This window comes from Nocardia sp. NPDC004568, from assembly GCF_040609955.1.
Taxonomy (GTDB): domain Bacteria; phylum Actinomycetota; class Actinomycetes; order Mycobacteriales; family Mycobacteriaceae; genus Nocardia.
The window spans coordinates 1-20,684 of sequence record NZ_JBEXLL010000029.1 but is presented as its reverse complement, the minus strand read 5'-3'; the positions used below and the strand labels follow the sequence as shown (position 1 = coordinate 20,684).

General features: G+C 68.4%; 24 protein-coding genes. 15 read left to right on the top strand and 9 right to left on the bottom strand.

Going from position 1 to position 20,684, the window contains the following annotated elements:
* Positions 1 to 4 precede the first annotated feature (4 nt).
* The 4 genes from ABZV91_RS15510 to ABZV91_RS15495 all read left to right on the top strand — a co-directional run bounded on the left by ABZV91_RS15510 (position 5) and on the right by ABZV91_RS15495 (position 2,952).
* Complete coding sequence (locus ABZV91_RS15510) at positions 5 to 358, top strand: hypothetical protein (RefSeq protein ID WP_355241240.1); 354 nt, start codon at positions 5 to 7, stop codon at positions 356 to 358.
* Between the two features lie 17 nt (positions 359 to 375).
* The gene (locus ABZV91_RS15505) at positions 376 to 687 is read left to right on the top strand and encodes a hypothetical protein (RefSeq protein ID WP_355241238.1); all 312 of its coding nucleotides are present in this window, start codon (positions 376 to 378) and stop codon (positions 685 to 687) included.
* 114 nt (positions 688 to 801) lie between these two features.
* Positions 802 to 2,205, top strand: a complete 1,404-nt coding sequence (lpdA, locus tag ABZV91_RS15500) for a dihydrolipoyl dehydrogenase (RefSeq protein WP_355241235.1) — start codon at positions 802 to 804, stop codon at positions 2,203 to 2,205.
* Between the two features lie 324 nt (positions 2,206 to 2,529).
* Positions 2,530 to 2,952, top strand: a complete 423-nt coding sequence (locus ABZV91_RS15495; RefSeq protein ID WP_355241233.1) for a hypothetical protein — start codon at positions 2,530 to 2,532, stop codon at positions 2,950 to 2,952.
* Between the two features lie 139 nt (positions 2,953 to 3,091).
* On the opposite strand, the gene ABZV91_RS15490 is transcribed toward ABZV91_RS15495, so the two are convergent.
* The 5 genes from ABZV91_RS15490 to ABZV91_RS15470 all read right to left on the bottom strand — a co-directional run bounded on the left by ABZV91_RS15490 (position 3,092) and on the right by ABZV91_RS15470 (position 6,249).
* Positions 3,092 to 3,637, bottom strand: coding sequence for a carboxymuconolactone decarboxylase family protein (locus ABZV91_RS15490; protein WP_355241358.1), 546 nt, complete (start codon positions 3,635 to 3,637; stop codon positions 3,092 to 3,094).
* A gap of 127 nt (positions 3,638 to 3,764) precedes the next feature.
* Complete coding sequence (locus ABZV91_RS15485) at positions 3,765 to 4,481, bottom strand: polysaccharide deacetylase family protein (protein ID WP_355241230.1); 717 nt, start codon at positions 4,479 to 4,481, stop codon at positions 3,765 to 3,767.
* Positions 4,482 to 4,567: 86 nt separating this feature from the next.
* Positions 4,568 to 4,858 (bottom strand): hypothetical protein, encoded by a 291-nt coding sequence (locus ABZV91_RS15480; RefSeq protein ID WP_355241227.1) that lies wholly within the window; start codon positions 4,856 to 4,858, stop codon positions 4,568 to 4,570.
* Between the two features lie 336 nt (positions 4,859 to 5,194).
* Positions 5,195 to 5,593: a metalloregulator ArsR/SmtB family transcription factor gene (locus ABZV91_RS15475; protein ID WP_355241224.1), complete on the bottom strand. Its 399-nt coding sequence runs from the start codon at positions 5,591 to 5,593 to the stop codon at positions 5,195 to 5,197.
* Positions 5,593 to 6,249, bottom strand: coding sequence for an SRPBCC family protein (locus ABZV91_RS15470; protein ID WP_355241221.1), 657 nt, complete (start codon positions 6,247 to 6,249; stop codon positions 5,593 to 5,595). The genes ABZV91_RS15475 and ABZV91_RS15470 overlap by 1 nt, the downstream gene beginning before the upstream one ends.
* A 390-nt stretch (positions 6,250 to 6,639) precedes the next feature.
* On the opposite strand from ABZV91_RS15470, the gene ABZV91_RS15465 reads away from it, so the two are divergent.
* Positions 6,640 to 6,777, top strand: coding sequence for a hypothetical protein (locus ABZV91_RS15465; protein WP_355241219.1), 138 nt, complete (start codon positions 6,640 to 6,642; stop codon positions 6,775 to 6,777).
* Positions 6,777 to 8,048 carry a helix-turn-helix transcriptional regulator gene (locus ABZV91_RS15460; protein ID WP_355241216.1) on the top strand — a complete coding sequence of 424 codons (1,272 nt, stop codon included), beginning with the start codon at positions 6,777 to 6,779 and terminating at the stop codon, positions 8,046 to 8,048. The genes ABZV91_RS15465 and ABZV91_RS15460 overlap by 1 nt, the downstream gene beginning before the upstream one ends.
* Positions 8,049 to 8,055: 7 nt before the next feature.
* Here ABZV91_RS15460 and ABZV91_RS15455 read toward each other — a convergent pair whose 3' ends face one another.
* Positions 8,056 to 8,910 (bottom strand): patatin-like phospholipase family protein, encoded by an 855-nt coding sequence (locus ABZV91_RS15455; RefSeq protein WP_355241213.1) that lies wholly within the window; start codon positions 8,908 to 8,910, stop codon positions 8,056 to 8,058.
* A gap of 175 nt (positions 8,911 to 9,085) precedes the next feature.
* Here ABZV91_RS15455 and ABZV91_RS15450 point away from each other — a divergent pair, with 175 nt between their 5' ends.
* From ABZV91_RS15450 to ABZV91_RS15440, 3 genes are all read left to right on the top strand, one after another.
* The gene (locus tag ABZV91_RS15450) at positions 9,086 to 9,463 is read left to right on the top strand and encodes a VOC family protein (RefSeq protein ID WP_355241210.1); all 378 of its coding nucleotides are present in this window, start codon (positions 9,086 to 9,088) and stop codon (positions 9,461 to 9,463) included.
* Between the two features lie 173 nt (positions 9,464 to 9,636).
* The gene (locus tag ABZV91_RS15445) at positions 9,637 to 10,512 is read left to right on the top strand and encodes a nuclease-related domain-containing protein (RefSeq protein ID WP_355241207.1); all 876 of its coding nucleotides are present in this window, start codon (positions 9,637 to 9,639) and stop codon (positions 10,510 to 10,512) included.
* Between the two features lie 167 nt (positions 10,513 to 10,679).
* Positions 10,680 to 12,503: an acyl-CoA dehydrogenase gene (locus tag ABZV91_RS15440; RefSeq protein WP_355241204.1), complete on the top strand. Its 1,824-nt coding sequence runs from the start codon at positions 10,680 to 10,682 to the stop codon at positions 12,501 to 12,503.
* 22 nt (positions 12,504 to 12,525) lie between these two features.
* On the opposite strand, the gene ABZV91_RS15435 is transcribed toward ABZV91_RS15440, so the two are convergent.
* Entirely contained in the window at positions 12,526 to 13,005 is a 480-nt protein-coding gene (locus ABZV91_RS15435; RefSeq protein ID WP_355241201.1) for a MarR family transcriptional regulator, read from the bottom strand.
* A 51-nt stretch (positions 13,006 to 13,056) separates the two neighbouring features.
* Between ABZV91_RS15435 and ABZV91_RS15430 the strand changes: the two genes are divergently transcribed.
* The 6 genes from ABZV91_RS15430 to ramB all read left to right on the top strand — a co-directional run bounded on the left by ABZV91_RS15430 (position 13,057) and on the right by ramB (position 17,989).
* A complete protein-coding gene (locus tag ABZV91_RS15430) occupies positions 13,057 to 14,283 on the top strand; it encodes a multidrug effflux MFS transporter (protein ID WP_355241198.1) in 1,227 nt (408 codons plus the stop codon).
* A 101-nt stretch (positions 14,284 to 14,384) separates the two neighbouring features.
* Positions 14,385 to 15,590: an inorganic phosphate transporter gene (locus ABZV91_RS15425; RefSeq protein ID WP_355241195.1), complete on the top strand. Its 1,206-nt coding sequence runs from the start codon at positions 14,385 to 14,387 to the stop codon at positions 15,588 to 15,590.
* Positions 15,590 to 15,871 (top strand): hypothetical protein, encoded by a 282-nt coding sequence (locus ABZV91_RS15420; protein ID WP_355241192.1) that lies wholly within the window; start codon positions 15,590 to 15,592, stop codon positions 15,869 to 15,871. The genes ABZV91_RS15425 and ABZV91_RS15420 overlap by 1 nt, the downstream gene beginning before the upstream one ends.
* Positions 15,871 to 16,224 carry a DUF3349 domain-containing protein gene (locus tag ABZV91_RS15415; RefSeq protein ID WP_355241189.1) on the top strand — a complete coding sequence of 118 codons (354 nt, stop codon included), beginning with the start codon at positions 15,871 to 15,873 and terminating at the stop codon, positions 16,222 to 16,224. The genes ABZV91_RS15420 and ABZV91_RS15415 overlap by 1 nt, the downstream gene beginning before the upstream one ends.
* Positions 16,224 to 16,505 carry a DUF3349 domain-containing protein gene (locus ABZV91_RS15410; protein WP_355241186.1) on the top strand — a complete coding sequence of 94 codons (282 nt, stop codon included), beginning with the start codon at positions 16,224 to 16,226 and terminating at the stop codon, positions 16,503 to 16,505. Before ABZV91_RS15415 ends, ABZV91_RS15410 begins: the two co-directional genes overlap by 1 nt.
* A gap of 77 nt (positions 16,506 to 16,582) precedes the next feature.
* Complete coding sequence (gene ramB / locus ABZV91_RS15405) at positions 16,583 to 17,989, top strand: acetate metabolism transcriptional regulator RamB (RefSeq protein ID WP_355241183.1); 1,407 nt, start codon at positions 16,583 to 16,585, stop codon at positions 17,987 to 17,989.
* Positions 17,990 to 18,007: 18 nt separating this feature from the next.
* Here the strand turns inward: ramB and ABZV91_RS15400 are convergent, their stop codons facing one another.
* Together ABZV91_RS15400 and ABZV91_RS15395 are read right to left on the bottom strand one after the other, a co-directional pair.
* Positions 18,008 to 18,955 carry a hexose kinase gene (locus tag ABZV91_RS15400; protein WP_355241180.1) on the bottom strand — a complete coding sequence of 316 codons (948 nt, stop codon included), beginning with the start codon at positions 18,953 to 18,955 and terminating at the stop codon, positions 18,008 to 18,010.
* A gap of 105 nt (positions 18,956 to 19,060) precedes the next feature.
* The gene (locus ABZV91_RS15395; protein ID WP_355241177.1) at positions 19,061 to 20,050 is read right to left on the bottom strand and encodes an XdhC family protein; all 990 of its coding nucleotides are present in this window, start codon (positions 20,048 to 20,050) and stop codon (positions 19,061 to 19,063) included.
* Positions 20,051 to 20,684: the final 634 nt, after the last annotated feature.

Genomic DNA, 20,684 nt, shown 5'->3' with positions numbered 1-20,684 from the left:
AGGTATGGCAGCGAACGCATTCCGCACCGGGCTCCGCCGCACGCCGCGGCCGTCGCCGGTGCGCGCCTTCGAGGCGATATTCGTGGGCGCGGCCACCGCTTTCTACGCCCCCGCACTCGCCACCGTCCTGCCCCAGGCGGTGGCCGGACCCGAACTGACCCGGGCGAATGCCCTGATCACCCTGGTCACCGATACCAGTGTGCTCATCGGCCCGGCAGCGGCCGCGGCGCTGCCGGCGGTATGGCCCTGGCCGCCCTGGCCGGGTCGCTGGTGGTCATCGCCGGTGCCGCGCGATGCGGCCGGCGCCCGGCATTCGCCGACCTGGCCGCCGCTGTCGTTTTCGAGCCGGCCGTCCTGACCGGATACGGCCTGGAGGTGAGCGGGCCGGTCTTGCTGTTCGCCGGTTGCACGATCGCCGGTTTCGCGGTCTCGATCACCGGTACCGTCTGGCAATCGCTGATCCAGGCCGAACTGCCGACCGAGGAACTCGGTGTGTTCAGCTCGGTGGAGGGTTTCCTCGGCGCCGCGGGTGTCCCGGCGGGAATGGTGGCGGGCGGGTGGGCGCTCGACGGGATCGGATACGTGGCCGGCGGGGTGGCGGTCGTGCTGATCGGTTGCGCCGTCGCCGTCCAGATGACCATGCGCACACCCGGGACGGCCCGGCAGGGGCCCGCTCGGCAGCCATAGCACCGTCGCGGCCCGTCAGGGCCCGGAGGCGCCGTCGGCGCGGCACCGGTGTGCTCAACGGCGGGAGGCGGGCGGGTGGCCCCGGCCCCGGCCGGGAGAGTTAGGCTCGACACCGTGACTTCCCACTACGATGTCGTCGTTCTCGGTGCTGGTCCCGGCGGTTACGTCGCCGCGATCCGCGCCGCTCAACTCGGCCTGCGAACAGCGATCGTCGAGCAGAAATACTGGGGTGGCGTATGCCTGAACGTGGGCTGCATCCCGTCCAAGGCGCTGCTGCGCAACGCCGAGCTCGCCCATATCTTCACCAAGGAAGCGAAAACCTTCGGTATCAGCGGGGAGGCGACCTTCGATTTCGGAGCGGCCTTCGATCGCAGCCGTAAGGTCGCGGACGGCCGGGTCAAGGGCGTCCATTTCCTGATGAAGAAGAACAAGATCACCGAGTACGACGGCAAGGGTTCGTTCACCGGCCCCAACGCGCTCTCGGTCGAGCTCAGCAAGGGCGGTACGGAGTCGATCACCTTCGACAACGTCATCATCGCCACCGGCACCAACACCAAACTGCTGCCGGGCACCTCCCTGAGCAAGAACGTCGTCACCTACGAGGAGCAGATCCTCACCCGCGACCTGCCGGGTTCGATCCTGATCGTCGGCGCCGGCGCCATCGGTATGGAGTTCGGCTACGTCCTGCGCAACTACGGCGTGGACGTGCGCATCGTGGAATTCCTGGACCGGGCGCTGCCCAACGAGGACGCCGACGTCTCCAAGGAGATCACCAAGGCGTACAAGAAGCTCGGTATCACCATCACCACCGGTGCCGCCGTGCAGTCCATCGACGACGACGGGTCCAAGGTCACCGTCGCGATCAAGGACAACAAATCCGGCTCGGTCGAGACCGTGACCGTGGACAAGGTGCTGCAGGCCGTCGGTTTCGCGCCCCGGGTCGAGGGCTACGGCCTGGAGAACACCGGCGTGGCGCTCACCGACCGCGGCGCCATCGCCATCGACGACAATATGCGCACCAATGTGCCGCATATCTATGCCATCGGCGATGTCACCGCCAAGCTGCAGCTCGCGCATGTCGCGGAGGCGCAGGGCGTGGTCGCGGCCGAGACCATCGGTGGCGCGGAGACGCTGCCCCTGGGCGACTACCGGATGATGCCGCGCGCCACCTTCTGCCAGCCGCAGGTCGCCAGCTTCGGTCTCACCGAGCAGCAGGCGCGCGACGAGGGCTACGACGTGAAGGTCGCCACCTTCCCGTTCACCGCCAACGGCAAAGCGCACGGACTCGGCGACGCCACCGGTTTCGTCAAGCTGATCTCGGACAACAAGTACGGCGAGCTCATCGGCGGCCACCTCATCGGCCCGGATGTCTCCGAACTGCTGCCCGAACTGACCCTGGCCCAGAAGTGGGATCTCACGGTCAACGAGCTGGCTCGCAATGTGCACACGCACCCGACGCTCAGCGAGGCGCTGCAGGAGGCCATCCACGGCCTGGCCGGGCACATGATCAATTTCTGATCCGCTCGGATCCGCTCGTTCCCCGACCCGGTGTCGTGCCCGCCACGGTGCCGGGTCGGTTCGTGTCCGGACAACCTACCGGGCGATTTCCCGCGTGCGGTGTTCGTGGATGGCCGTGGACAGACGGCCGGATGTGATCACCCGGCGCCGCGGTCGACCCGGCGGCAGGTTCCCGGCGGCGTTCGAGACATGGGTGGGCCGTTTCCTACGCGCCCGGTGCCCGGCACGGTTTCCTCGGTGGCACCGTTCGCCGGCGCGGGCAGCGCGGCGGGGCCGGACGAGCCGGGCCGCTCGCGGTGGATGATTCCGGGATATATTCCGGCGGTGAGCCCGGAACCGCCACCCGCCCGAGCCCGGATACTCGGGATACGCCTGGTTCTCGGCGTGGCCGCGGCCCTGCTGCTGTTCGTACTCCTGGTGATCGCCGTCTTCGTCGACACCCGGATGGTGCGCACCGAGGTGTTGCGCACCGAAACCCAGCCGGCCACCGTCGAGTACGACGGTTCCACCTATTACGCGGGCCTGCTGCGCCGGGAGAGCCTACTGCTGCACCGGCGGCTACCGGATGTGATCGTGGTCGGCCGGGATCCCGGTATGGGGTACGGCCACCCGGTGTACTTCGAGATCCTGGGCAATCGCGACCCCGAACTCGCGTCGGCGCGTTGGAGCCCGGCGGGAGTGGCGATCCGCCTCGACTCCGGGCACGAGGTATTCGTCCCCGCCGACGCTTTCACCGGTGGCCGGTAACCGCACCCGACGACGTGAGGTCGTGTCCGCGGCGAACGGGTTCTCGCCCACCGTGGGTGTTGACGGACCGGGCGGTGTGGTGGTCGCCCGGCACGAGCAGGAGGTCCACACGCCTGCGGCAGCCGGGTGACGCGGGTGATCAGAAATCGTCGCGACGGATGCGGAGCGTGGTGATGGTGGCGGCCAAGCCCTCGTATTGATTGACCAGCAGCACGATTTCGATCAGGCGGCGGTCGTCGTAGTAGGTGGACAGGTGCGCCCAGGCGGCATCGTCGATATCCCGGGTGCGGACCAGTTGATCGACCGCGGTGAGCAGGGCACGGTGTTTGTCGGTCCAGCCGTCGGCGTCGGCTCCGGCCCGGATCCGCTCCAGGATCTCCGGTGTCACCCCCGCCCGCCGGCCCAGGCGGATATGGTGGTCGGTCTCGTACGCGCAGTCGCGCAGATGGGCTACGCGCAGGATGACCAGTTCGGTGTCGTGCCGGCGCAGCCGGCCACCCGGCATCAGCGTTCCGGAGAAGTGCAGCCAGCCGCGGAACAGCCGTCCGGACCGGCCCAGCGTGCTGAACAGCTGCGCGTCGGCGGTACCCGAGGCCCGCGAGAGCACCTGCCAGGCCGCCCAGTTGACCGGGCCCAGCTCGCGGAGGCGGCCGGGGGTTATCCGTGGTCGCTCCTGCGAAACCATCACATCGCCCTCTCCGGTGGGTCTGTCCTACGTTCACGGTGCCGCGCTCCGGGCCCGGGGCGCGGCGATGCTCCCCGAACCTACCCGCCGGTGTGCCGCTCGAACAGACGGCTTTCCGGAGCGGGTGTCACGAGCGGGCCGAATCGCCGTGATCGAGCAGTTCGGAGACCGTGACGAACCGGTATCCCTGGGCGTGCAGTTTCGCGGCGATCGGGACGATGGCCGCGCGCGAGGCCGCCCGGGAGGCGTACATGGTGTGCAGCAGGATGATCGACCCCGGGCGTACCTGATCGACGGTGGCGTCGACGATGTCCTGGGTGGAGGTGTTGCCGTCCTCGGGTTCGACATCCCAGGTGACCGTGGTGCGGTCGTGGTCGGCGAGGTAGTTCGGCAGATTCCACAATTTCTTGCCGTAGGGCGGCCGGAAGGTGATGTCACCCTGGTAACCGGTGGCCCGTATCTCCGTATCGGTACGTTCCACCTCGTCGGCGACTGTGTCGGAGGAGACCAGCACCATCCGCCGATGGGTGTAGGTGTGGTTGCCCATCTCGTGACCGGCCGCCACGATCGCCCGGCCCAGGTCGGGGCGGGCGGCCAGATCGCGGCCGTTGAGATAGAAGGTGGCGGGGATACCGGCGGTGGCCAGCAGATCGAGCACCTCGGGGGCGCGCTCGGACGGCCCGTCGTCCAGCGTCAGGGCCACCACTTTCTCGCTGGTTTCCACGCGGTCCACCAGCCGCCCGGCCAGCTGGTAGGTCCGCGAGTTCATCAGGAAATAACCGCCGACCGCGACGATCAGTACCGTCACCACGGCGATCGCCGATCCTCCCACCCACTTTCGCATCCCAGATGTATATCAGGTGCCGGGCGGCCTGTGTAGGAGTGCGCCGCAGACCTCGAGCGGTGTCAGGTGTGGTGGATCGGTCTGCGTCAGCGGCGGCGCATGAAGGCCACCAGGCAACACTCCTTGGTGGTCTTGCTGTCGACACTCCGTTCGACCACGCTGACCAGCTCCCACCCTTGGGATTCGAGCAGTTCGATGCCATTGAGCAGGTGGACGACGGGTTCGAAGAGGACGGACGTGCTGCCGCCGATCTTTCGGTACTCCACCCGAGGACGCGAGCTGAGAGCGAGATTCCGGCGCGGGTAGGAACGTAGGTCCACGGTGCCGTCGAGCACGGCGATCACGTCGAAAACCGGGCCGGGTAGGGAATCATGCACATCCCCATCCTGAACGCCGGGCGTGCTCGACACACCCGATTACTCACCGAACCGACCACGACTCGGGCTCGATCACGCCCTTCTCGGAGCCGCGGACGCCGCGCCCGATCCGGCGACCGGACGCAGCGTTCGTCACGGAGCAGGCTGCCGAGGCAGGACTGCACTGCCGACCTCCGGAGCGGCTCGAGAAAGGTCCGCGATGGCGGGTCCGGCTCGCAGTGCTTCTCCGGCTTCGGCTACCTGCGCTTCCCGCACGGCCGGGTAGCCGACAGGTGAGAAGCGTTGCCGATCGGGCGACGACCTGGACAGGCTGCCGTGGCGGAGTCGACGCGACCATCACGCGGTGCGATTCGTCCGATCGGCTCCTGTGCCGGTGTTCTTTCCGCGGCGTTCGCGTTTGCCGCGCGCGACCTCGGTCGCGAGGGCGTCGAGGGGCTGGGCGAATCCGGCCAGCGGATCCACGAGTTCGGCGAGCCACTCCCGGGCGGCGGCGGGCCCGTCGGGGTCCAGCGCGTAGAACCGGCGGTTGGCTTCCGAGCGCACGCGGACCAGTCCGGCTTCCCGTAAGACCTTGAGATGCTGGGATACCGCGGGCTGCGATATCGGGGTGTGTCCGCGGATCTCCTCGACGAGGGCGCCGGCGGACCGTTCACCGCCGGCCACCAGCTGCAGTATCGCGCGGCGTACCGGGTCGCCGAGAGCCTCGAACACGCGGGCCGGGGATGGCCGGCTCATCAGGACTGTTCCTCCTCCTCTGGGGCGACGGTGTAGAAGCCGGTGGTCGCCGCGGCGCTCGCGTGGGCCTGCGCCGGGTCGTCACCGTCGGCGATCGCCGCCTCCGCCCAACCGGTCGCCGCGGTGCGGACGAATTCCAGTCCCTCGGCGGTGGCCGGGAATTCCAGCGCGACCGCCGGGTCGACTGCCGCGCCCGTGTCCAGATGCAGGCCCAGGCCCATGAGGGCCAGGTCCCAGCCGACACCCACCGCGCCGGGGCCGAATTGTTTCCACATATCCGGATCGACCGGTGCTTCGTGCACCAATTCCAGGGTGGTGCCGGACGTGCCGGGTTCGAGCCGGATTTCGAGCCAGGAAACCATGGGACCCATCTCCCAGGTCACCGCGAACCGTTTCGGTCGTTCACATTCTTCGACCACACCGCCGGCATTTCCTTCGAGCTGGTACCGGCCGCCGACAGTCAACTCGCCGGTGATCGGCAGGAACCAGCGTGGAATCCGTGCGATATCGGTGAGTGCCTCCCACAGATCGTCCGGGTCGGTGGCGTAAGTGCGCCGCGCCACCGCGATCCGGGTGACCGCTCCCTGTCGTTCCGCGGTGCGGACCTCCCGGGTGACCAGTCCTGCGATGGCAGCGGGGTCGCTGAGTAGGCTCATGTCTTCCTCCCTTTATAAGTTTTAACTTATATTAGCGTGACACTGCCGGTGGCGCCAGGCGGGGCGTGTCGGGTGCGGGCCCGGGGGCGGAAAGGCGGTTGCGGCAACGGTTTCGGACCGGCGGCGCGGCCGCGGGCCGGGAAATCGGCCGTGTTTATCCGGACGCTCGGCGGGATAAAGTGGCGGGCGGATCGCGGGGTGGGATTCCGCAGCCGAATTCGTTATCACCGGACCCGCGCGCGGTCCGGTCCGAGGCGACTGCGCCCGGCTCGGGCAGGCAATGGATCAATTCGCTACTCCAGTGGTAGCGAAATACTGGTTAGCAATTTGTGGAGAGCTTGTAGTCCTACGATCGGTCAACAAGCCGGAGTCGCAACGAAGGAGCCAGATATGCAAGAACTGGTGCCCCGCTTCGATATGCATGATCCGATGGGCGCGGCGGTACACGACTCGGCGCCGGGGGCCCGGCGGCGCGCGTTCCACCGGTCCGTCGCCCGGCCCGGTCCGGTCGCGGGTGCGCTCGGCTGATGGCGGAGCACGATTCCGGGATCGGCCGCAAGATAGCCTATTACCGGGCGCGAAAAGGTCTGTCGCAGCGCGACTTCGCGCCGCTCATCAAACGGTCGGAAGCCTGGGTCTCGCAGGTGGAGCGCGGCGTGCGCCCGGTCAAGGCGCTCGATGTGCTCGAACGGATCGCCGACGTCCTCGAGATGCCCGTCGCCGAGCTGGCGCCGTCGGCGCCCACGGCGCAGGCCGAACAGATCCCGGCCGACGCGGTCCGGCTACGGTTACTGCTCACCGGTAACCACGCCCTGCGGGCGATGGCCGCCGGTGCGGGCGCCGGTTCGGATATCGACCGCCTCGCCGACAGCGCCGACGCGGCGTGGACGTACACCCGGCTGGGCCACTACAGCGAGCTGCTGGAGCTGCTCGAATCGCTGCTTCCCGAACTGGCCGCGGCGACCGTGCACGCCGGCTCCCGCCGCGCCGAGGCCCTGCTCGCCCACACCTGTCAGGCCTACGCCGTCGCACTCGCCGATCTACAGCAGTTCGACGCCGCCTGGGTCGCCGCCGAGCGGGCGATCACCGCGGCTCAGCATGCGGCGGACCCGGTCCTGGTGGCGGCGGGCGCTTTTCGTCTCGTGCTCGTGTTCCACCGTTCACACCGCCTCGACCAGGCGAAACATACCGCGGAAACGGCGCGCGAGGCACTCGAGGAGCTCATCGGTCGGGGGGTGCCGCAGGCCGCGAGTGTGTACGGCGCGCTGACCCTGGAACTCGCCCTGATCGCGGCGCGCACGGAAGAGGTCGAACAGGCCTACGAGATGGTCGCCGCCGCCCGCGCGACAGCGGCCGGCCTCGGCGTGGACCGCGACGACCACCATACGGAATTCGGTCCCACCGCCGTGGATCTGCACGAGGTCGCGGTCGCGGTGGAACTCGGCGACGCCGGCACCGCGATCAGGCTCGCCGGGAAGATCGACCGGGAGCGGCTCTCACCCGGGCACCACGGCCGACTGCTCATAGATACCGCCCGTGCGTGGGCGCAGCGTCGCAGTCCCGAACGCGCACTGGCACTCCTGCTCGAGGCCGAAGTGGTCGCCCCGGAACAGCTCTATCAGCACAAAGCGGTCCGGTCGACGACCGCGGACCTGCTCAGTATGGACCGGGCGACCCCCGGCCTCGGCGAATTCGCGCAGCGGATCGGCGTGGACGCGGCACTCATCCAACCGGCGACGGCTCGTGCCGGTCAGGCGCGCAGCGGTCTACGCGCCGCCCGCGGTCCACGCGTGATCTGAGCCGGGCCTAGCCGGCGGCCGGTGCGACGGGCCAGACTTCTTTCAGCTCGGCCGCCGCTGCCGCCGCCTGCCGGATACCCGACTCGTAGGCCGGGACGAGCGCGGTGTCGGCGAAGAGGTCGGCGCCGAACGCGGCGGCGGCGAGCTCGTCCGGACGGACCGAGATCTCGCGGGCCGGTCCGAGTTCCCGGTCGGCACGGGTGCGCGGATACACATGCGCCAGCGGTTCCAGGATCACGATCACATCGTGGCCGACGGCGAGATCGGCGTTGACGGTGGAGCGAACCCCGCCGTCGATGTAGTGCCGGCCGGCTATCTCGATCGGCGGGAATACGCCGGGCACCGCCGTACTCGAGGCGAGCGCCTCGACAAGGGTGGCGGCTCCGCCCCGGGTCCAGGCGGTGAGTGTCCCCGACCCGATATCGATGGCGGTGATCCGCAGATCGCGCTCGGGCCATTCGGCGAAGCCGACGAGGGAGCCGATGCGCTCGATGTGCACCGCCGGGTCGCCGGCGTCGGCGCCCAGTGCGAGTTCGCCGACCCGCTGGAGTACCAGGTCGCGATCCTGGTCGACGGCGCGCAGCAGCGAAGCGATCTCCAGCAGTGGCGCGTAGTTGTGCCGGGCCGGTTCGGCGTCACGCGGTCGTGGGGTCAGCAGCGTGGCGATATCGATTCCGGAGGCGAGGGCCGAGCCGACGATCGCTCCGGCGGAGGTGCCGATGATGCGGTCGGCCAGCGACAGATCGATCCCGGCGTCGCGTAGGCCGATCGCGAGGCCGCTCAGCCAGGCGATACCGACCGGGCCGCCGCCGCCCAGGACCAGCGCGATCGTGGGTTTTGCGGAGGGTCCAGCGTCAGGCATGGCACGAGATTAGCCGCACCGGGCAGGATCCGCCGGGCGCGACCGGTCGGTATCGGGAAGGCCGGCGGGCGGCCCCGGCGGTTCAGGGCGTGTGCCGGATCACGGTGCGCTCGACGGTGCGGTCCGGTACAAATACTACGTACACCATACGGTGTTTCTGGAAAACGGAGGTCATATGCGAATCACCGGATCCGCCATCTCGCTGAACGTCGCCGACCCGGCCGCCTCGGCCGAGTTCGTCACCACCCATTTCGGCTTCACCGAACAGATGGCGGCCGACGGTTTCGTCTCGCTCGCCCACCCCGAAGCCGGGATGCACCTCATCTACCTGCGCACCGGCCTGTCCACCTTCAAGCCCGAACGCGCCGCCGGCTCGGCGGGGGACGGGCTGCTCGTGGTGTTCACGGTGGCCGATATCGACAGTGAATACGCACGCCTGCGGAAGGAGGGCGCTCCGATCGTCACTCCTGTCGAGACCGAGGAATGGGGGGAGCGCTACTTCCAGACGACCGATCGGAACGGGATCATCTACCAGCTCGTGCAATGGGTCTGACACCCGCACGGGTGCCGTGAAGTGTGTCGGCGCCCCGGAATCCGGGGCGCTGATTCACGATTCGCCTGAACCGCAGGTCATATGAGTGGTACGAAAGTGGCTGGCGGGCCATGATCGACATGGGGGTCGGTGGTGGCATGAGGGGCAACGACACACGGCAGAGGTAGAGCACGATGCTGGTGAAGGTCGACGATCGGGCGGAACTATCCGCGGCCGAAGAGGAATTCGTGGAATGCCTGCGGCAGTTGCCGACGACCGGCCTGGCCATCGTCGACCTGCGCATCGGCACCCAGCGCGGAACCCGGCAGATCGGGGCGGTGATCTGGACACCCCAGGGTGTCCTGGTGATCGAGGTGGTCGGGTTCCGCAGCCGGCAGAGCGGTGTGCTGACGGTATCGCAGGACCGGCCGTGGCGGGTGGGGGAGACCGCCGCGGATCTGGCACTGGAATTCGGTGTGAATCCGATACGACAGTTGGAGAGCGCGGTGCGGGAAGTCGAGCTGACCTTCGAACGGGCCACCTACGATCCCGGACAGCTGTGCGGCGCGGTGGCGCTGGTGCCCATGCGGGGCGTGGTACTGCGACCCGGCCGGGAAACACTGCGGCCGGGCCTGGACGTGGTGGTGGGGAATGCGGTCGAATCCACCGAACTGCGGATCTTCCTGGAGAACTTCGCGCCCGGGCCACCGCGCTGGACGCTGGGCCGGGTCTGCGCCGCCACCCGGGCACTCACCGGCTGGGCGCCGGATCGCGCCGAACTGATCGCTGCCGGTTTCGAGGACAAACTGCCCGAGCCGCCGAGGAAACCCCGGGCGCGGCCCGGCTGGCGGCGCCCCGATTCCGGGCATACCCAGGACGTCATCGGCTGGGCGGTACTGGGAGTCGCGGTCCTGGGGGTACTGATAGTGCTGGGTGCCATCGCCGGTTCCCTGCTCGCCGACGGTCCCGCCGCCGAACCGGCGGCGCCCAGCAGCACCGTCGAGCCGACGGTGCCCGTGCCCGCACCTGGTGGGCCGGTGGAGTGCTGGCCGTTGCAGCCGGATTGCTGAGGCGGTAGCACCCGTCCCGGACAGTGGCGGGCGACGTGGAACCAGAGGTGCGAAGCTACGGTTGCGTACCCGGCGCCGGGTCCGGCACCCTTCAGTTCGTACGATGTCAAAAAGCCGGTAACCATGCGGTCGGCAGGCCGCCGACCGTACCGACCAGGAGGACAGCCGTGGGTCATTACCAGGCGAATCTGCGTGATATCGAGTTCAACCTCTTCGAGGTGTTCGAACTGGGCAAAATCCTCGATGCCGGTGCGTACGGGGATCTGGACACCGATACCGCGCGGGAGATCCTGGCGGAGGTGAAGCGCTTGGCCGAGGGGCCGGTGGCGGAGTCCTTCGCGGCCGCCGACCGGTATCCGGTGGAGTTCGTCCCGGACACCCATTCGATCACCGTCCCGGAACCGTTGACCAAGACCGTGCACGCCATCCGGGAAGCCGGATGGAACCGCCTCGGCAAACCCGAGGAGATGGGCGGGATGCCCGCCCCCGCCGCGCTGTGCTGGGCGGTGAGCGAGATGATCACCTGCGCCAATCCGGCCGCGGTGTTCTTCGATATGGGCGCGGTGATGGCACAGGTCCTGTTCGGCATCGGCACCGAACAGCAGAAGCATTGGGCGGCGGCCGGTTTCGATCGGCACTGGCAGGGCACCATGGTGCTCACCGAGCCCGACGCGGGCTCGGATGTCGGTGCGGGCCGGGCCAAAGCGGTCGAACAGCCCGACGGCACCTGGCATATCGACGGTGTCAAACGTTTCATCTCCGGCGCCGATGTCGGCGATACCGCGGAGAACATCTTCCACTTGGTGCTGGCGCGGCCCGAGGGCGCGGGGCCGGGTACCAAGGGCCTGTCGCTGTTCTACGTACCGAAATTCCTGTTCGATCCGCAGACCCTGGAACTGGGCGAGCGCAACGGCGTGTACGTGACAGGTGTCGAACACAAGATGGGCCTGAAGTCCTCGCCCACCTGTGAACTCACCTTCGGTGGCGAGAAGCCCGCCGTGGGCTGGCTGGTCGGCGACACGCACAACGGGATCGCCCAGATGTTCAAGGTCATCGAGAACGCGCGGATGATGGTCGGTGTCAAATCCAGTGGGACCCTGTCGACCGGCTACCTGAACGCGCTCGCCTACGCGAAGGAACGGGTGCAGGGCGCCGACCTGACCCGGATGACCGACAAGACCGCGCCCCGGGTTCCGATCATCCGGCATCCCGATGTACGACGCAGTCTGGCCATGCAGAAGGCCTATGCCGAGGGGATGCGCGCGGTCTACCTCTACACCGCGATTCACCAGGACGCCGATGTGGCGCAACTGGTTTCCGGGGTGGACGCCGACACCGCGCATCGGATCGACGATTTCCTGCTGCCCATCGTCAAGGGCGTCGGTTCCGAGCGGGCCTATCAGTACCTGACCGAATCGCTGCAGACCCTGGGCGGTTCGGGCTACCTGCAGGACTATCCGATCGAGCAGTACATCCGCGACGCCAAGATCGACTCGCTGTACGAGGGCACCACCGCCATCCAGGCCCAGGATTTCTTCTTCCGCAAGATCATCCGGGACAAGGGCGCCGCGGCGGGACAGATCTTCGGCCGGATCACCGATTTCCTGGATGCGCCCACCGGCCGGCTGGACACCGAGCGGGCCCTGCTGCGCACCGCGTTGGCGGATGTCCAGGCGATGGCCGGATCGCTGACCGGCTATGCCGTCGCCGCCCAGTCCGACCCCACCGAGCTGTACAAGGTGGGGCTGGGTTCGGTGCGGTTCCTGCTGGCGGTGGGCGATCTGCTGATCGGCTGGCGGTTGCTGGTGCAGGCGGAGGTCGCCACCGCGGCACTGGCCACGGCGGACGAACGCGATCGGCCGTTCTACACGGGCAAGGTAGGGGTGGCGAGTTTCTTCGCGAAGAACGTGCTGCCCACCCTCGCCGCGACCAAGGAGATCATCGCGGCGATCGACACCGACATCATGAACCTGCCCGAAGAGGCGTTCTGATCCGGCCGGTGCGTAGCGGCGGTCAGCCGGTGCCCGGGCGAGGTGTGCGCGGCGGCGCCGCGCCGGTGAGCGCGTCGGCCAGTGCGCGCAGGCCGCCGATGGCCGCTGTCAGACTCCGTTGATCCGCCGGAGTGAGCGTGCCGAGGGCGTCGAGAACGAGCTGGGTGCGCACCGCTTCCATCTCGCGGGCGTGCGCGATGGCCTTATCGGTGGGCCGGATCCGGCTGCAGCGGCGGTCCACGGGGTCGGGTTCGCGGTCGATGAGACCGTATTCACCCAGCTGGCGCAGGGTCACGCTCATATTGCTCGGCTGCGTACCGGTCAGTGCGGCCAGTTCGCCCGCCGCGGCGCCGGGGTTGTGCACGATGATGCGCAGCGCCTCGAACTGGGTGTCGGTGAGCGGTTCGGCGCCGGTGAGGCGTGGGGTGGCCTTACGAACCGCCCGCGCGACCTCGCGCAGCGCGTGGTCCAGCGCGCGAAGATCGGTGGAGTTGCTGCTCACCGGTCCATGATAACTTATGTATGCATAAATAAGTATCTAGGAGGAGGCACCGTGCTACCGATCCGAACGCGCCCCGGAGTCTCCGGGCTGCTGCTGGTGGTGCTGGCACTGCTCTCGGCGGCGGCGCCGTTCGCGGTCGACATGTATCTGCCGGCGTTCACCGAACTGGCCGCCGACCTGGACACCAGCGCGGCGAGTGTGCAGCTCACGCTGACCGCGTTCCTCGTCGGGCTTGCCGCGGGCCAGTTGCTCATCGGTCCGCTCTCGGATCGGTACGGCCGGCGCCGGCCACTCGTCCTGGCCACCGCGATCACCGTCGTCGTCACCGTGATCTGTGCGCTGGCGCCCACCATCTGGCTGCTCGTCGCCATGCGTTTCGTCCAGGGCCTGACCGCCTCCGCCGGGCTGGTCATCGGTCGCGCGGTCGGCGCCGATCGCACCGAAGGAGCGGCCACCGCCCGGATCTTCACCCTGTTCTCCGCCATCGGCGGTATCGCCCCGGTGGTCGCACCGCTGCTCGGCGGTGTGCTGGTGACGGCCGGCTGGCGGGCCGAGTTCTGGGTGCTGAGCGGGATCTTCGCGCTCATGTTCCTCGGCGCGCTGGTCGTGGTGCCGGAATCGCTACCGCCGGAGCAGCGCCACCGCGCCGGGTCCGCCGGCACCTTCCGTACCCTGCGCGGTATCGGCTCCGACCGTGGCTACCTCGGTCACATCTTCGCCTTCGCGCTCGGGTTCGCCGGGATGATGTCCTATATCTCGGCTTCGCCGTTCGTGATCGAGAACGTGCTCGGCATGTCCAACCGCGTCTACACGATCGTGTTCGCGACCAATGCCGCCGGCATGGTGGCGGCCGGGGTGGTGATCTCCCGGCTCGTCGGCCGATTCGGTCCGGCGCCGATCCTGCGGATCGGACAGCGGGTGATCCTGACGGCCGCGACCGTGCTGCTCGTATTGCTGGCCACCGGTGCGTCGGCGGTGCTGGTGCTGCCCGTCCTCTTCGTGATGGTGGCCGCCACCCCGACGGTCATGGGTACGGCCAGCGCCCTCGCGATCGGTCGCGCGCGCCATGCCGCCGGTTCCGCCTCGGCGCTGATGGGCGCGCTGCAGTTCGCGCTGGGCGCGGTGGTCTCCCCGCTGGTCGGTCTCGGCGGGCCCGCCACCGGGGTACCGATGGGTGTGGTGATCGTGGTCTGCGCCTGCCTGGGCATCGTCGCGCGGCGGATGGGGGCCACGGCGGGTGCGGTGGTCCGGCAGGAACCGGAGCCCGCCCACGCGTGATCCCGGGGTGCTTTCGGATACGCGCAGGTGGCCGCTACCTTTCGGCGACCGGACGATCCCACCGGCGGGTGGCGACCGGGGCATGACGCACAATGCATGGCGTGACAGTTGAGCTGCTGATTCTCTTGGTCGTCATTGTCACGGCGCTGGCTTTCGACTTCACCAACGGTTTCCACGACACAGCCAATGCCATGGCGACCTCGATAGCTACCGGGGCGCTGCGTCCCAGAGTCGCGGTCACCTTGTCCGCGGTCCTCAATCTGGTGGGCGCGTTCCTGTCGGTGGCCGTGGCGGCGACGGTGGCCGAGGGGATCGTGCGGCTCGGTGCTGTCTCCGGGCACGACCTGCTGCTCATCGTCTACGCCGGACTGGTCGGCGGCATCCTCTGGAACCTGCTCACCTGGTTGTTCGGCCTGCCGTCGAGTTCCTCGCACGCGCTGTTCGGCGGTTTGATCGGCGCGACCCTGGCCGCTCTGGGCTGGAACGGGGTGGTGTGGGTCTCCGCCGAGGGCGGCGTGATCAACAAGATCGTGATCCCGGCGCTGCTCGCGCCCGTCGTCGCCGGTCTCGTCTCCACCATCGGGACCTGGTCGGTGTACCGGATCACGCGCGGCGCCGACCCCGACAAGGTGGCCACCGGATTCCGGTGGGGTCAGGTCGGCTCGGCGTCGCTGGTGTCGCTGGCACACGGCACCAACGACGCGCAGAAGACGATGGGCGTCATCTTCCTGGCCCTGGTCGCCTACGGCGAGTTGTCCCCGGACTCCACCATGCCGCTGTGGGTGATGGCCGCGTGCGCGTTCGCGATCGCGGCCGGCACCTATCTCGGCGGCTGGCGGATCATTCGCACCCTCGGCAAGAAACTCGTCGACATCGATTCCCCGCAGGGACTGGCGGCCGAATCGGCCTCCGCGGCGATCATCCTGACTTCCGCGCATTTCGGGCTGCCGCTCTCGACGACGCAGACCGTCACCGGCGCGATCCTGGGTACGGGCCTCGGTAAGGGCGCGGAGGTGCGCTGGGGGGTGATGGGCCGGATGGTCGTGGCCTGGCTGCTGACGCTGCCCGCCGCCGGTATCGTCGGCGCGTTCTGCTGGGCACTCGCCTACTACATCGGGGGACTGGCCGGGGTGCTCGTGGTCTTCACGCTGCTCATCGCGCTGGCTACCGTGATCTATCGGCGTTCGCTGCGGGACAAGGTCTCCAGCGGCAACGTCAACGCTCCCCCCGGCGCCGACCCGGGGCCGGGCGGCAACTCGCCCGCGCAGCAGCCACGGGTCGCCGGGTCGACATCCGAGGAGGCGTAATGAATACCGTACTGACGAATCTGCGGTCGCTGGGGGAGGTGACGCTGGCCGCGCTGGTGCTGGGCGCCGGGTTGCCCATGGTGTTCGCGCTCGGAGTGCGGCTGTGGTCGGCCGCGGTGACGACCGGGCCGGACGGATCGGTACGGCGGAACCCGGCCGCCCTGGCCGGCGCGTACCTGTGCCTGATCGCCGTGCTGGCGGTCGTGGTCGCCGCGGTGCTGTTCGTCGCGAAGGCGTTCCTGGCCGACCGGCTCGGTATCCACGTGTTCGGGCAGGCGTGATGACCACCGGAGACGAGCTGCCATCGCCGCGCTCGGGACTGCTGGCCCGGGTGCTCGCCTGGCTGCGCGCCGGGTATCCGCAGGGCGTGCCCCGATCGGACTATGTGGCGCTGTTCGCCGTACTGCACCGGGACCTGACCGAGTACGAGGTGGTGCTGGTCGCCGAGGAGCTGGTGCGTGACCGCGGGGACCGGGAGATCACCCACGACGAGGTCGAGGCCGCGGTCAGCCGGCACGCCCGGGAGCAGGCGGGTCCGGAGGACATCGCCCGGGTGGCCTCGCATCTGGCCGCCGGCGGCTGGCCGCTGGCCTCGCCACTGTCCGAGATCGCACAGCCGGACGGGGACCGCTGATGGCCCCGAACGTGCTGCGTTCGATCGTCGACTGGTTGCGGCGCGGTTATCCGGAGGGTGTTCCGGAGTCCGATTACATCCCCTTGGTCGCGCTGTTACGCCGCCGGCTGACCGACCAGGAGGTGCAGGAGATCGTGGCGGAAGTGCTGCATTCACCGGATCGCCCGGTCGACCGCACCGATATCCAGGTGATGATCACCGAAGTCACCGACGAGATGCCCTCGGAGGTGGATCTACAGCGGGTGCTGTCCCATCTGGACCCGCCCGAATGGCCCGGCTGAACCGGGGCGCGGTACCCGAAGCGAAATTCTTGCTAACCCGGTTATCGCATCGTGCGAACGACCCCTAAGCTGGACATATGGCCAAGACTTATGTCGGCGCCCGGTTGCGGCAACTGCGGACCGAACGCGGGCTCAGCCAGGTGGCACTGGCCCAGCAACTGGAGATTTCGGCGAGCTATCTCAATCAGATCGAGCACGATGTCCGGCCGCTCACCGTGCCGGTTCTGCTGCGGATCAGCGAGGTCTTCGGCGTCGAGGCCACTTTCTTCTCCCCGCAGGACGACACCCGGCTCATCGCCGAACTGCAGGAAGTGGTGATGGACCAGGAGCTCGGTATCGAAGCCGACGCCCGGGAGATCGCGGAGATGGTGTCGGCCCATCCGAGCATGGCCCGGGCCCTGGTCAATATGCACAACCGCTACCGCAACACCAGCGCGCAGCTGGCCGCGGCCACCGAGGACAGATTCGCCGACGGCGCGGGCAGCGCCACCATCAGCAAACCGCACGAGGAAGTACGCGACTACTTCTATCAGCGGCAGAACTACATCCACGAGCTCGATACCGCCGCCGAGGAACTGGCCAACCGGATCCGCTTCCACAACGGCGACGCGCACAGCGAGATCCCCAAGGTCCTGCGCACCCACGGGGTGCGGATCGTGGAGCGGATCGACCTCGGCGAGGGTGTCCTGCACAGGTACGACCCGGACAATCAGGTGCTCGAGATCGCGCCGCATCTGTCCGGTGGGCAACGGCTGTTCAAACTGGCCGCCGAGCTGGCCTATTTCGAATGCGGGCAATTACTGGACAAGCTGGTGGACGAGGGGAATTTCTCCGGTCCGGACGCGCGCAAACTCGCCATGCTGGGCCTGGCGAACTATTTCGCCGCCGCCACCGTGCTGCCCTACACCTATTTCCACGAGGTCGCCGAGGGTTTCCGCTACGACATCGAACGCCTGTCGGCGTTCTTCGCGCAGAGCTACGAGACCGTCTGCCACCGGCTGTCCACCTTGCAGCGGCCGGAACTACGCGGGGTGCCCTTCTCCTTCGTCCGGGTGGACCGGGCCGGCAATATGTCGAAACGGCAGTCCGCCACCGGTTTCCACTTCTCTTCCAGCGGCGGTACCTGTCCGCTGTGGAATGTGTACGAAACCTTCGCCTATCCCGGCAAGATCATGACGCAGATCGCGCAGATGCCCGACGGCCGGAAATATCTGTGGGTGGCGCGCACCGTCGAACGTCGCGCGACCCGGTACGGGCAGCCCAGTAAGACCTTCGCGATCGGGCTGGGCTGCGAGATCCGGCACGCCGCACGGGTGGTGTACGCCGACGGTATCGATCTGCGGGAGGCCAACGCCACCCCCATCGGCGCGGGCTGCCGGGTCTGCGACCGCGCCAACTGCCCCCAGCGCGCCTTCCCCCCGCTCGGTAAAACCCTCGATATCAGCGAACACCGGAGTTCGGTCTCCCCATACGTCCTGAAATAGACGGGGCCACAGCGTCGGTCAGCTCGGCTCCCGGCCCGGCGTCTCCAGCTCGGAGATCAGCACGGTCGGGGCCAGATGGCCGCGCAGCCGCCGATCGATCTCACCGGCCACCGGGATGACCACCGAGGCGGCCGAGGTGGCCACGGCGTCGACCAGAATCGCCGGCCAATCCGGGGTCTGCGTGGTGGCCAGGGCCGCGATCACCGCGGCGGTCACCGGATCGCCCGCGCCGGTCGGATTACCGCTCAGCGGTTCCGGCAGCCGGGCCTCCCAGGATCCGTCGGGGGTCACCGCGACCATGCCCCGCGGCCCCCGCGTGATGATCACCGCCCCCACCCCGCGATCCACCAGCGGCCGGGTCGCGGTGACCAGCGCTTCCGGGGATTCGGGGCGGCAGTGGGTGAGCGATTCGAATTCGTCGAGGCCGGGCAGCAGGACCACCCCGGGCACCCGGGAGGCCATTCGCAGCGCCGGTCCGTGCAGGTCACAGACCGTCGGCACGCCGGCGGCCAGGGCGGTATGGGCAATGCGGGCGGGTAGGCCGGGATCGATACCGTCGGGTAGCGATCCGGCGATCACCAGGCCGGAGATATGCGTCAGCATGCCCGATACGCGGACTTCGAGTTGTTCGGAGGCGTGTGGATTCGAAATCCGCGCCCCCGGTTCGCGCAAGGCGGTCGCGGTGCCGGTATCGGATTCGCTGATCACCACGGTGCGCCGGACCCACGGCAGCGCGTGTACGAAATCCACCGGCATCTCGGCCTCGGCCGCGGCGGCGAAGGCGTGATCGGCGAAGCCGGTGGCCCGGGCGTAGCGGCCCAATTGGTTGAGCACTCTGGTGACGTTGATGCCCTTACCGCCGAGGCGCTGCTCCACCGAGCGCACCCGGTGGGCCTGCCCGCGGGTGAAATTCTCGACGCGGTAGGTCACATCGTAGGCGGGATTCATTGTCACGGTGAGGATCACGAGAACCACTGTCCACGAGAGTCGGCACTGCACAAGATCGAGGGGCGGGATCGAGGGGGTGATTTCGGTCGCCCTCGGCCGGGTCCGGGGCGAAGGGGTTCGCGCTCAGATCGCCGCCTCCGCCGGGAACGGAACGGTGATCCGGCCCAGCCGCCCGTTGCGCGCGGCCACCATCTCCGCGGTCACCGCCAATGCTGTTTCGGTGGCTGTGGCCGCGCCGATATCCATTCCGGCGGGGGAGTGCAGCCGCGCCAGCTGCGTTTCGTCGAACCCGCTCGCGCGCAGGTCGTCGAGGCGGCGCGCACTGGAGACCAGCGAGCCGACGGCGCCGATATAGCCGATCTCGGGTAGTCGCAGCGCCACGGTCAGCAGCGGAATCTCGAACTGCGGATCGTGGGAGGCCAGCACGATACCGGTCGAGGAATCGATCTCACCCTCGGAGACCAGCATGTTCAGATACCGGTGCGGCCAGTCGCAGACAACCTCGGCCCCGGGAAAGGACTCCGGCACCGCGAAGGTGGGGCGGGGATCGCAGATGGCGACCCGGTAGCCCAGCAGCTGCGCCTGCGCCGAGAGCGCCGCGGCGACGGTATTGGCCCCGAACACCACCAGCAGTGGCGGCGGAGCGAACGAGGCGACGAAGATATCGGATTGCGGGAGCGAGACCAGTTCGGTCGCGTGTCTTTTATCGGTGATCAGATGCTGACCGATCATTCCCGGCTCCGGATTCCACACCACGGTGAAAAGCGTGACCCGCCGATGTTCGGCTATTTCGGCGGCGATGGTCGGGAATTCCGGAAAATGTCCGCGAGAGAACGGTTCGGTGAACACATCGATCACCGCGCCCTCACCGCCGGGCACCGGGAGCCGGTGCAGAGCGCGCTGTCCGGTCCGAGCCGATTGCAGGGTGGATTCGTAGACGGTGTCCTCTATCCCGGTGGCCGCCATCGATCCGTAGATCATGCCGTCGGGATCCACCAGAATCGCCGTACCCACCGGAATGTCCACCTGGCCACCCGTGCGCACGATGGTGGCCAGCCCGCCGGTCCGGCCCGAACGCCACACCTGCAGCAGGTCGTCGACGATGTCGCGCATCAACAGCTCCGATCCCACCGTGCGACGGAGGGCAGGCGCTCACCATCGGCACCCGTCACCGATGACCGCGCACGTGACGGACACCCTAGCGCTGTTCTCTGTGAATTTGGCACGCCTGCGAAAATCTCGTCGGGCGAGAACATGAATGGTTGGCCAAGTGTTGTGTGCCGACACCGTCCCTTTCTGGGCATGTTGTGAAATCTTGCGGGTTCCCGAGCGAGTTGTTCTCCCCGTCGGCGGGAAGGGGTCGGGATCGTGCGCACTCTCGAAGAAGGGGCGAAGGTGGGCGGCCGGAAGTAGGCGGAATGTGGCGCCTCCCGTGAGGGGGTGGGGTATGGGGCTGCTTGTGAAGGGTGGGTGTGGGCTTGATTTGTGAAGGGTGGGGTGTCGGGTTGGTTTGTGAACGGTGGGGTGTGGCGCTGCTTGTGAACGGTGGGGATGGGGCTGGTTTGTGAAGGGTGGGGTGTGGGGCCCGTTCGTGAACGGGTGGGGGTAGGGGGTGTGGGGCTGGCTTGTGAACGGTGGGATGTGGGGCCCGTTCGTGAAGGTGCTGTGTTTTTTGGCGCCGCCTGCGGCGTCGCGGGGTTGAGGCCCCCTTGGTCTCGCCGTTTCGGCCTCGAGACTCGCGCCTGCG

Bases quoted from the DNA above. Each gene is read 5' to 3' on its own strand.
- ABZV91_RS15490 (WP_355241358.1), bottom strand. From the start codon at position 3,637: ATGGTTTCGCAGGAGCGACCACGGATAACCCCCGGCCGCCTCCGCGAG.
- ABZV91_RS15475 (WP_355241224.1), bottom strand. From the start codon at position 5,593: ATGAGCCGGCCATCCCCGGCCCGCGTGTTCGAGGCTCTCGGCGACCCG.
- ABZV91_RS15450 (WP_355241210.1), top strand. From the start codon at position 9,086: ATGCGAATCACCGGATCCGCCATCTCGCTGAACGTCGCCGACCCGGCC.
- ABZV91_RS15455 (WP_355241213.1), bottom strand. From the start codon at position 8,910: ATGCCTGACGCTGGACCCTCCGCAAAACCCACGATCGCGCTGGTCCTG.
- ABZV91_RS15420 (WP_355241192.1), top strand. From the start codon at position 15,590: ATGAATACCGTACTGACGAATCTGCGGTCGCTGGGGGAGGTGACGCTG.
- ABZV91_RS15410 (WP_355241186.1), top strand. From the start codon at position 16,224: ATGGCCCCGAACGTGCTGCGTTCGATCGTCGACTGGTTGCGGCGCGGT.
- ABZV91_RS15470 (WP_355241221.1), bottom strand. From the start codon at position 6,249: ATGAGCCTACTCAGCGACCCCGCTGCCATCGCAGGACTGGTCACCCGG.
- ABZV91_RS15510 (WP_355241240.1), top strand. From the start codon at position 5: ATGGCAGCGAACGCATTCCGCACCGGGCTCCGCCGCACGCCGCGGCCG.
- ABZV91_RS15485 (WP_355241230.1), bottom strand. From the start codon at position 4,481: ATGCGAAAGTGGGTGGGAGGATCGGCGATCGCCGTGGTGACGGTACTG.
- ramB (WP_355241183.1), top strand. From the start codon at position 16,583: ATGGCCAAGACTTATGTCGGCGCCCGGTTGCGGCAACTGCGGACCGAA.
- ABZV91_RS15465 (WP_355241219.1), top strand. From the start codon at position 6,640: ATGCAAGAACTGGTGCCCCGCTTCGATATGCATGATCCGATGGGCGCG.
- ABZV91_RS15395 (WP_355241177.1), bottom strand. From the start codon at position 20,050: ATGCGCGACATCGTCGACGACCTGCTGCAGGTGTGGCGTTCGGGCCGG.
- ABZV91_RS15415 (WP_355241189.1), top strand. From the start codon at position 15,871: ATGACCACCGGAGACGAGCTGCCATCGCCGCGCTCGGGACTGCTGGCC.
- ABZV91_RS15445 (WP_355241207.1), top strand. From the start codon at position 9,637: ATGCTGGTGAAGGTCGACGATCGGGCGGAACTATCCGCGGCCGAAGAG.
- ABZV91_RS15460 (WP_355241216.1), top strand. From the start codon at position 6,777: ATGGCGGAGCACGATTCCGGGATCGGCCGCAAGATAGCCTATTACCGG.